The sequence below is a fragment of the Vreelandella olivaria genome (assembly GCF_023507745.1).
Classification (GTDB): Bacteria; Pseudomonadota; Gammaproteobacteria; order Pseudomonadales; family Halomonadaceae; genus Vreelandella; species Vreelandella olivaria_A.
Window position 1 is genome coordinate 176586 of record NZ_JALPZO010000134.1, and the last position, 8880, is coordinate 185465.

The window sequence follows — 8880 nt, forward strand, 5'->3', positions numbered from 1 at the left end:
TTCATGGCCAGTCCACGTAAGAAGCCTGCCCGCCGAGGCGCCACCTCACAGCGCAAAACCTCCCGTCGCTCCGGTGGAGGATTCCGCATTCCTGGCTGGCTGTGGGGGATTGCCGGGGTAGCCGCAGGTTTTTTCCTGGCGCAACACCAGCACGGCACGGCTCCCTGGCAGGAGCAGAGCTCGACAACACCACAGGCGACCGTACTGCCGAAACCGTCTGGTAGCGACGAACGCAGCGCCGCCCGTCAAACCGAAGGTGCCGCAGAACCCGCGATGCCCACCTTTGAGTTCTATACGCTCTTACCGGAAACAGAGGTCATTGCCCCTGGCGTGTCACTCCCTTCCAACGTCAACCGCCCAGAGGCCCCTGAACCACCTGCTGACAGCCCAGCTGATGACCCCATCGCCCAGGTTATTGCGGCCAATATGCGCCCTGAAGAGCAGGCCTCGACGGTACAGCAGTCCCCTGCCAGCACCAGCACGCCAAATCGCTATATGCTACAGGCCGCCTCTTTTCGCGAGCTTAGCGATGCTGAACAGTTGCGTAGCCGCCTGCGAAACCTGAGCTTGTTGGCACAAATCAGTGAGGTGCAGGCTAACGGTGATACCTGGCATCGGGTACAGGTCGGACCGTACGAAGACACCCGCGAGCTTAACCGCGCCCAGGATCTTATGAGTACCCAGGGCATTGAGCCTCTGCTGATCCAGCTACAGAACTAGTCAGTTCAAGGGCAGACTGACACGCTGTTGTTACCGTTTATCTACCGGTATTGCTCTTGCGGGCGGTTGATTTTTTATCAGCTGCCCGCACTTTGTTGTGAATCGCTTTTTTTTGTGGCCGTGTGACTCGGCCGGTCAGTCATCGGGAGCGTGTCTCCCCCAAGGAGTTATCTCCATGACCACTATTGTATCCGTTCGCCGCGGTAATCAGGTTGCCCTTGCAGGCGATGGTCAGGTTTCATTGGGCAATACCGTCATGAAGGGTAATGCCAGTAAAGTACGCCGTCTCTATCGCGGTAAAGTGTTAGCAGGCTTTGCAGGTGGCACCGCCGATGCCTTTACACTGTTTGAACGTTTTGAGGCCCAACTTGAAAAGTACCAGGGACACCTGACCAAAGCAGCCGTTGAACTGGCTAAAGATTGGCGCACCGACCGCGCCTTGCGTCGCCTGGAAGCGCTGCTTGCCGTTGCTGACCATAGCGCATCGCTCATCATCACGGGCAATGGCGATGTGGTAGAGCCTGAACGCGGCATTATCGCGATCGGTTCCGGCGGCAACTTCGCACAGGCCAGCGCACGCGCTCTGCTTGAAAATACCGACCTTTCCGCGCGTGAAATCACTGAAAAATCCCTCCAAATCGCCGGTGACATCTGCGTATTCACCAATCATCACGTGACGCTCGAAGAGCTGAACATCAACGAACGTTGAGACTTCCTTATGACTCAGATGACTCCCCGCGAAATTGTTCACGCCCTGGATCAGTACATTATCGGTCAGCAGGATGCCAAGCGTGCCGTTGCCATTGCACTGCGTAACCGCTGGCGGCGGATGCAGTTGGACGATGAGCTGCGCCCGGAAGTGACGCCGAAAAATATTCTGATGATTGGCCCCACTGGTGTTGGTAAAACCGAGATTGCCCGCCGTTTGGCCAAACTTGCCAAGGCTCCGTTTATTAAAGTTGAGGCCACTAAGTTCACCGAAGTGGGCTACGTGGGCCGCGACGTTGAGTCGATTATCCGCGACCTCATGGAAGCCGCCATTAAAATGGTCCGGGAGCACGCCAAGGAGGAGGTTGGGCACCGTGCCGAGGATGCCGCCGAAGACCGCGTGCTTGATGCGCTGTTACCGCCCCCCCGCGGCCAGGAAGACAAGCCCCGGGAAGATAACGGCACACGCCAAACCTTCCGTAAAAAACTACGCGAAGGCCAGCTTGACGACAAAGAGATCGATATCGAAATCTCCTCTCAAGCCCATGGCATCGATATTATGACGCCGCCCGGCATGGAAGAGATGACCAGCCAGTTGCAAAGTCTGTTCTCCAATATGGGCCAGCAAAAGCGCGAGCAACGCCGTGTTACCGTCAGGGAAGCATTAGTTCTGCTGCGTGACGAAGAAGCGGGCAAGCTGGTCAATGAAGAGGAGATCAAAGCCCGTGCAGTGGAAGCAGTTGAACAGCACGGCATCGTCTTCCTTGATGAGATCGATAAGGTCGCCAAAGGCAGTGGCCAGTCCAGCGGAGGAGAAGTCTCTCGTGAAGGCGTCCAACGCGACCTGCTGCCGCTGATTGAGGGCTCTACCGTATCAACCAAATATGGCATGGTTAAAACCGATCATATTCTGTTTATCGCCTCTGGGGCGTTCCATTTGTCACGCCCATCGGACCTCATCCCTGAGCTACAGGGCCGCTTGCCAATCCGTGTTGAGCTGGATGCACTGACACCGGGCGACTTCAAACGAATTCTCACCGAGCCGTCAGCCTCGCTAACCAAACAGTATCAGGCCCTGCTGGCCACTGAAGGGCTGGATGTCGAGTTTACGCCAGACGGCATCGAACGCATTGCTGAAATATCCTGGCAGGTTAACGAAGGCACTGAAAATATCGGTGCCCGCCGCCTGCATACAGTGATGGAGCGGCTGCTGGAGGAGGCATCGTTCAAGGGTGGCGATATGGACAGCCCCCTGGTGATTGATGCCAACTATGTCAACGCCCAACTGGGTGAACTGGCTGTCGACGAAGACCTATCGCGCTATATTTTGTAAGCACCACTAGTGGTATAGCCCCCAACAGCTTGCCCGCTTCTCCACGGGCAAGCTGTTTTTGCTACTTATCGTCATGAGGTCATACCGTCCATGAACGCCCCTACCCCCACACGGGTTCACTACCACAAGCAGGCCCGCGAGCTGGAACTGGGTTATGCGAACGGAGATACTTACCGTCTGCCAATCGAGTTGTTGCGGGTGTACTCACCCTCGGCTGAAGTCCGTGGTCATGGTGGTGATAGCGCCGTCCTCCAGGTGGGTAAAAAAGATGTCGGCTTGCAAAACATTACCCAGGCAGGCAATTACGCCCTAAAACTACACTTTGACGATGGCCACGATAGCGGCCTCTACAGCTGGAACTACCTCTACGACCTCGCACAGCACCAAGCAGCCTACTGGCAGAATTACCTGCAGCGTTTGGACGCAGCGGGCGCCTCCCGGGAGCCCACCAGTATCCAATTCAAGCAGCTGTGACTCTGCGCCCCAGGCTAAGCGCAGACAAATTGGGGTAGAGAAGGCTACAATATTGCCAATCTTTTTAATGCGACGACCTTTGGTCGACTATTATCGCCTCAAACTCGGGAGCTAAAGCCCCATGAGCCCCACGGAAAAGCGCACTACCCATTTTGGTTACCAGGAAGTTCCCGTTGACGAAAAGGCCTCTCGGGTGGCCGATGTCTTCCATTCGGTAGCCGCCCGCTACGATGTTATGAACGACCTGATGTCCATGGGCATTCATCGCATTTGGAAACGGCTGACTATTGAGCGTGCGGGCGTTCGCCCAGGCCATCACGTGCTGGATATCGCTGGAGGTACCGGTGACCTGACACTCAAGTTTGCACGTTTGGTTGGCCCTCGCGGCAAAGTGGTACTCGCTGATATCAACGCCTCAATGCTGAAAGTGGGCCGCGACAAACTAATGGATAACGGTGTGGGGGGCAACGTTGAATATGTCCAGGCCAATGCCGAATGCCTGCCATTCCCCGACAACAGTTTCGATTGCATTACCATCGCGTTCGGACTGCGTAACGTCACCGATAAAGACGCCGCACTGCGTTCCATGGCCAGAGTGCTCAAGCCCGGCGGCCGTCTGCTGGTTCTTGAGTTTTCAAAGCCCAGAAACCCGCTGCTCTCCAAGGCCTACGATGAGTACTCCTTCCGGCTGCTGCCAAAAATGGGTGAGTGGGTCGCCGGAGATGGAGAAAGCTATCGCTATCTGGCCGAATCCATTCGCATGCACCCTGACCAGGAAACCCTGAAGGGCATGATGGAGGCCGCAGGCCTTGAGCGGGTTGAATATACCAATCTCACCGGCGGTATTGTGGCACTCCACCGCGGCATCAAACTATGAAGTCACTGTAAACCATGACGTTACTGATCAAGAGGTCAGCATGCTGGTAACCCCGACCCTACTGCTGGCCGGATGTGAACGCACGTTGAACGCCCTACTCGCCCGCGACCCTGCTGCGCCGACACGGCTTTCGGCGCTGGCGGGCAGCCGTTTACTGGTCAGGCTGGAAAAGCCCTATCTTCAGTTGGTGCTTCACTACCACCATGCCGGCATCGACCTGCTACGTGGTGACGACCTGGATGAAACCGACGTAGACGCCATCATCGAGCTCACCCCGGAAACCTTCTCTGAGTGGCTTAGTGGTGCCTCGATTGAACGCTTAATGTTTGAAGGCAAGCTCTCTGTTCGCGGCCGCACTCACCTGGTAGAAGCTACTCGCGACCTGTTGTTCGATCTTGATATCGACTGGGAGGGCGAGATGGCACGCTGGCTGGGTGATATACCCGCTCACTCGCTGGCAGAGGGTCTCCGGCGCGTGGCACGCTGGGGAATCAGGGCAAAAGATGAGTTGCTCCAGGATGTTACCGAGTACGTGGTCGAAGAGGCTCGACTACTACCCGGTCGCCAGCAACGTGATGTGCTACGTGATCATCTGACAGAGCTTGAAGTCGCCACTGATCGTTTAGCCGCCCGACTAAACCGCCTACACCGACGCTTAACCCAAGTAACACCTAAGGAGCAGCGCCCATGAGCCTGCGGCTGTTCAAAATTATCTGGGTGATTACACGCCACCGCTTGGACACCCTGATTCCGGCTGAACGCCTGCCCCTTTGGCTGCGCACCCTGATGTGGTTTTCACCCTGGCGTCTGGTGCCTGTCGGGCACCGCTCAAGAGGCGAACGGCTAAGGTTGGCGCTGGAAGCCCTTGGGCCTATTTTTATAAAATTTGGCCAGATGCTCTCAACCCGGCGCGACTTACTTCCTGAAGATATCTCCGACGAGTTAAAGCGTCTTCAAGATCAGGTGCCCCCCTTCCCTGGCGAGCAGGCAGCCGCCAGAGTCGAAAAAGAGCTGGAGATGTCATTATCAGAAGCCTTTGCCGCTTTTGATCACGTCCCTCTGGCCTCTGCCTCGATCGCTCAGGTACATGCCGCCACCCTGCATAGCGGTGAAGAGGTCGTGGTGAAAATTATTCGCCCCGGCATTGATCGCATCATGCGCCAGGATATGGCCTTGATGTACCAGGTGGCCAGGTTGCTGGCTAAAGTGCCCGAGGCCCGCCGACTGCGCCCGGTAGAAGTGATCCGCGACTATGAAGCAACCCTGTTTGATGAACTGGATCTCTACAAAGAAGCCGCCAACACCTCCCAGCTAAAGCGCAACTTCAAGGATTCGCCGCTGCTCTTTGTTCCTACCATTTATTGGTCCTACACCCGCCGCCATATCATGGTACAGGAACGTATCAGAGGCATCCCCGTAGCGGACCTGGACTCCCTGGTAGCACGCGGCACAAACCTTAAAAAGCTTGCAGAGCGGGGCGTAGAGCTATTTTTTACCCAGGTCTTCCGTGATAACTTCTTTCATGCTGATATGCACCCAGGCAATATCTTCGTTAACTGTGATAACCCTGAAGACCCGCAATATATTGCCATTGACTGTGGCATCGTGGGCAGCCTGACCAGAGAAGACCAGGATTATCTGGCGCGTAACCTGCTGGCGTTTTTCCATCAGGATTATTATGAAGTTGCCGCCTTACACATTGAATCCGGCTGGGTGGGTGAGCATACCCGCGCCAACGAGTTTGCCGCGGCCATTCGCACAGTATGTGAGCCCATTCTGGAAAAGCCATTAAAAGATATCTCCTTCGGACAGGTGCTCCTGGGGCTGTTTCAAACCGCTCGGCGCTTTAATATGGAAGTTCAACCACAGCTCGTGCTGCTACAAAAAACCCTGCTCAATATCGAAGGTTTGGGGCGACAACTGTATCCTGAGCTGGATCTGTGGAGCACCGCCAAACCCTATCTGGAGCAGTGGATGAAGGAGCGTGCCGGTGTTGGGGGGCTGTGGGAATCGTTGAAACGCCAGGCACCAGAGCTTTCCCATCAGTTGCCTGAGTTACCGGTATTGGCACACCAGGCACTAAGCCGCATGGAGCATGAACATCGTCAGCGCCACCAGCAGGCCAATGCCATCACCAATATGCACAGCCAGCTGACACGGCAAGGCAAACGCCACTACCGGCTCCGCGTTGGCCTGATTCTGGTCGCCATAGCGCTGGCGTGGCAGCCGCTAAGCAACTGGGCAACCGCTCAGGAATGGCCCGTTTTGGCTGCTGCTGGTGTAGGTTTACTGCTGCTGTTATGGCAATGACAGAGGTGTCAACGTGGTAGCCACCTGTTGACGAAAACCTCTTGCCGACTGATAAAAGGAACAACATGACCACAACGACTGCCAACCAGCCCTCCGTACTGGACGCCCTGGCCGAGGTATTAAAACAGCGCCGCCACGCATCAGCAGAAGATTCTTATGTTGCCTCCTTGCATCATAAGGGTTTGAACAAGATACTCGAAAAGATCGGGGAGGAAGCTACCGAGACGTTACTGGCAGCCAAAGATGCTGAACACGGTGGTGCTCCGGAGCGCAAAGCGTTGATCGCTGAAACAGCCGACCTGTGGTTTCATAGTCTGGTGATGCTTTCGCATTTGGAATTGGATCACCAGTGTGTTTTAGATGAACTGGCGCGACGCTTTGGTATTTCAGGCCATGATGAAAAAGCATCACGCACGCAATAACAACCGGCAGGTGAATACCCGATAGCAGGTCTTCACATTGCCGTACGCAACGACAACCTGTACCGATGAGGAAATGCATATGTTAGGTGGTATCAGTATTTGGCAGCTGCTGATTGTTCTGGGCATCATTATTCTGATTTTCGGCACCAAAAAGCTACGTAACGTGGGCACCGACCTGGGTGGCGCCGTCAAAGGCTTTAAAAAGGCCATGCACGAAGAGGAAAAAGATGGTGACAAACAAGACACCGATCAACCACAGGCCAAGGTAGGCCATGACGAGGCTGGCAACACTTATGACGTTCAAGCCGAAGAGAAGCGTGTGGCGGACGCTCAGGCAGCTGAACGCAACGAAGAGCGCAAATAACCCATGCTGGATATCGGCTTCCTTGAACTCGTGCTTATCGGTATCGTCGCGCTATTGGTGCTTGGCCCTGAACGCCTGCCTAAAGCTGCCCGTACCGCCGGTCTTTGGATCGGTAAGATCAAGCGTACGGTATCTGGCATGCAGCGCGAAATCAGCGCCCAACTGGAAGCAGAGGAGCTGCGTCAGAAGCTTAATGAGCAGCACAAAAAACTCGATGAAAGCTTAAAGAAAGCCAAACAGGATGTTGAGAGCATTACGGACTCACCTTCTGCCAGTACCTCCCCCACTGCCACCAGGCAGAACGACACCGAACAGCGCGTGGCCAGTGCCAGCGAGCGGTTGGATGAAGCACTGCAAATGGTACGGGAAGATGCTGAGCAGGCAGAGCCTGAAAAGGCCGATCTTAAAAAGGATAGCAATCACCAATGAGTATGTCTGGCGATTCACAGGAGCCGCGTAACGAGCAAAGCCAAGCTCCTCTCATTGAGCATCTGATAGAGCTGAGGTCGCGTCTTATCAAGTCCGTGGTTGTCATTCTGGTGATTTTTCTCGGCCTTTACGCCTTTGCCAATGACATCTATAGCTTTGTCGCTGAGCCGCTGATGGCGCTGTTGCCGGAAGGTTCGCAGATGATTGCAACGGAGGTGGCATCACCATTTCTGGCACCTTTTAAACTGACGCTGGTGGTGGCGGTATTTATTGCCATTCCGTTTGTCCTGCATCAGGCGTGGGCCTTTGTAGCACCGGGACTTTACGATAATGAAAAAGCGTTAGCCATCCCTATTCTGGCCTCCAGTGTTGTGCTGTTTTACGCGGGTGCAGCATTTGCCTATTACATCGTTTTCCCACTGCTGTTTGCGTTCTTCACACAGACCGGGCCGGAAAACGTGGCGGTCATGACCGATATTAATCAGTACCTGAATTTTGTCCTTAAGCTGTTTTTTGCGTTTGGCGTGGCGTTTGAAATCCCCATTGCCACCTTTCTACTGATTCTTTCCGGCGCCACCACCGTTGAAAGTCTCTCCCAAAAGCGTCCTTACATCATTTTGGGCTGTTTTGTGGTAGGCATGCTGTTAACACCACCTGATGTCATCTCCCAAAGCCTGCTCGCCATTCCGATGTACCTGCTCTACGAAGTTGGATTGCTGTTTGGGCGTCTGGTGCGCAAGCGCAAAGCCAAGGCCGAAGCCGAGGAGCAAGAAAGTCAGTAACGAAGAATATGTTGATACCCTTAAAAAAGGTTCTTCGCAGATCAGCGTGAAACAGCTACGGCTTGAGACAGAGTTATAAGCTGATATTTGCCAACACGTCAGCCTACAGACACCGCTGTTGCCATGGAATGCTGCCTAGCCACCACTGTCCTGTTGTAGCGGTGGCGGCGATAGTGTCACGGGTCGCGTAGGTATCCAGCCCAACCCTACGGCGCTGCCGATACTGGTGAGTTTGGCGGCCAACCCCACGCGCGTTATCGCCTCGGACACTGTGGGTATCTCAAACTGGCGGAAGCCTTGCGTCGCGGTGCGCAGGCCGTGCACCGCCTGACTCGCCTCAACGCCGGTTCTACGCTTTAGCGCCTCGCCGGTCGCTGGCAGGTTCAGCGGGCGGCGCAGCCAAGCGGGCACCCTACCAAACATCGAACAACACACCTGCGAAATATATAGCTGCCGGGTGA

The 8880-nt window shown here is 55.1% G+C and carries 12 protein-coding genes; 11 read left to right on the plus strand and 1 reads right to left on the minus strand.

Annotated elements, in window-relative coordinates:
- Positions 1 to 3: 3 nt before the first annotated feature.
- From HP566_RS16705 to tatC, 11 genes are all read left to right on the plus strand, one after another.
- Positions 4 to 720 carry an SPOR domain-containing protein gene (locus HP566_RS16705; RefSeq protein ID WP_249978414.1) on the plus strand — a complete coding sequence of 239 codons (717 nt, stop codon included), beginning with the start codon at positions 4 to 6 and terminating at the stop codon, positions 718 to 720.
- A 175-nt stretch (positions 721 to 895) separates the two neighbouring features.
- Entirely contained in the window at positions 896 to 1429 is a 534-nt protein-coding gene (gene hslV, locus HP566_RS16710) for an ATP-dependent protease subunit HslV (RefSeq protein ID WP_249978415.1), read from the plus strand.
- Positions 1430 to 1438: 9 nt separating this feature from the next.
- A complete protein-coding gene (gene hslU / locus HP566_RS16715) occupies positions 1439 to 2761 on the plus strand; it encodes an ATP-dependent protease ATPase subunit HslU (RefSeq protein ID WP_249978417.1) in 1323 nt (440 codons plus the stop codon).
- A 90-nt stretch (positions 2762 to 2851) separates the two neighbouring features.
- Positions 2852 to 3235 (plus strand): gamma-butyrobetaine hydroxylase-like domain-containing protein, encoded by a 384-nt coding sequence (locus HP566_RS16720; protein WP_249978422.1) that lies wholly within the window; start codon positions 2852 to 2854, stop codon positions 3233 to 3235.
- Positions 3236 to 3356: 121 nt separating this feature from the next.
- A complete protein-coding gene (gene ubiE / locus HP566_RS16725) occupies positions 3357 to 4112 on the plus strand; it encodes a bifunctional demethylmenaquinone methyltransferase/2-methoxy-6-polyprenyl-1,4-benzoquinol methylase UbiE (RefSeq protein WP_249978423.1) in 756 nt (251 codons plus the stop codon).
- A 40-nt stretch (positions 4113 to 4152) separates the two neighbouring features.
- Positions 4153 to 4803: a ubiquinone biosynthesis accessory factor UbiJ gene (locus tag HP566_RS16730; protein ID WP_249978424.1), complete on the plus strand. Its 651-nt coding sequence runs from the start codon at positions 4153 to 4155 to the stop codon at positions 4801 to 4803.
- Positions 4800 to 6422 carry a ubiquinone biosynthesis regulatory protein kinase UbiB gene (ubiB, locus tag HP566_RS16735; RefSeq protein ID WP_249978425.1) on the plus strand — a complete coding sequence of 541 codons (1623 nt, stop codon included), beginning with the start codon at positions 4800 to 4802 and terminating at the stop codon, positions 6420 to 6422. The genes HP566_RS16730 and ubiB overlap by 4 nt, the downstream gene beginning before the upstream one ends.
- A 65-nt stretch (positions 6423 to 6487) precedes the next feature.
- A complete protein-coding gene (locus HP566_RS16740) occupies positions 6488 to 6844 on the plus strand; it encodes a phosphoribosyl-ATP diphosphatase (protein WP_249978426.1) in 357 nt (118 codons plus the stop codon).
- A 79-nt stretch (positions 6845 to 6923) separates the two neighbouring features.
- Positions 6924 to 7208: a Sec-independent protein translocase subunit TatA gene (gene tatA / locus HP566_RS16745; RefSeq protein ID WP_249978427.1), complete on the plus strand. Its 285-nt coding sequence runs from the start codon at positions 6924 to 6926 to the stop codon at positions 7206 to 7208.
- Between the two features lie 3 nt (positions 7209 to 7211).
- Positions 7212 to 7637, plus strand: a complete 426-nt coding sequence (tatB, locus tag HP566_RS16750) for a Sec-independent protein translocase protein TatB (RefSeq protein WP_249978429.1) — start codon at positions 7212 to 7214, stop codon at positions 7635 to 7637.
- Positions 7634 to 8419: a twin-arginine translocase subunit TatC gene (gene tatC, locus HP566_RS16755; protein WP_249978430.1), complete on the plus strand. Its 786-nt coding sequence runs from the start codon at positions 7634 to 7636 to the stop codon at positions 8417 to 8419. Before tatB ends, tatC begins: the two co-directional genes overlap by 4 nt.
- 135 nt (positions 8420 to 8554) lie before the next feature.
- On the opposite strand, the gene HP566_RS16760 is transcribed toward tatC, so the two are convergent.
- A partial coding sequence (locus HP566_RS16760) for a hypothetical protein (protein ID WP_249978431.1) occupies positions 8555 to 8880 on the minus strand: 326 nt, incomplete at its 5' end.

Coding starts and splice junctions, on each gene's coding strand:
- HP566_RS16705 (WP_249978414.1), top strand. CDS start 4: ATGGCCAGTCCACGTAAGAAGCCTGCCCGCCGAGGCGCCACCTCACAG.
- hslV (WP_249978415.1), top strand. CDS start 896: ATGACCACTATTGTATCCGTTCGCCGCGGTAATCAGGTTGCCCTTGCA.
- hslU (WP_249978417.1), top strand. CDS start 1,439: ATGACTCAGATGACTCCCCGCGAAATTGTTCACGCCCTGGATCAGTAC.
- HP566_RS16720 (WP_249978422.1), top strand. CDS start 2,852: ATGAACGCCCCTACCCCCACACGGGTTCACTACCACAAGCAGGCCCGC.
- ubiE (WP_249978423.1), top strand. CDS start 3,357: ATGAGCCCCACGGAAAAGCGCACTACCCATTTTGGTTACCAGGAAGTT.
- HP566_RS16730 (WP_249978424.1), top strand. CDS start 4,153: ATGCTGGTAACCCCGACCCTACTGCTGGCCGGATGTGAACGCACGTTG.
- ubiB (WP_249978425.1), top strand. CDS start 4,800: ATGAGCCTGCGGCTGTTCAAAATTATCTGGGTGATTACACGCCACCGC.
- HP566_RS16740 (WP_249978426.1), top strand. CDS start 6,488: ATGACCACAACGACTGCCAACCAGCCCTCCGTACTGGACGCCCTGGCC.
- tatA (WP_249978427.1), top strand. CDS start 6,924: ATGTTAGGTGGTATCAGTATTTGGCAGCTGCTGATTGTTCTGGGCATC.
- tatB (WP_249978429.1), top strand. CDS start 7,212: ATGCTGGATATCGGCTTCCTTGAACTCGTGCTTATCGGTATCGTCGCG.
- tatC (WP_249978430.1), top strand. CDS start 7,634: ATGAGTATGTCTGGCGATTCACAGGAGCCGCGTAACGAGCAAAGCCAA.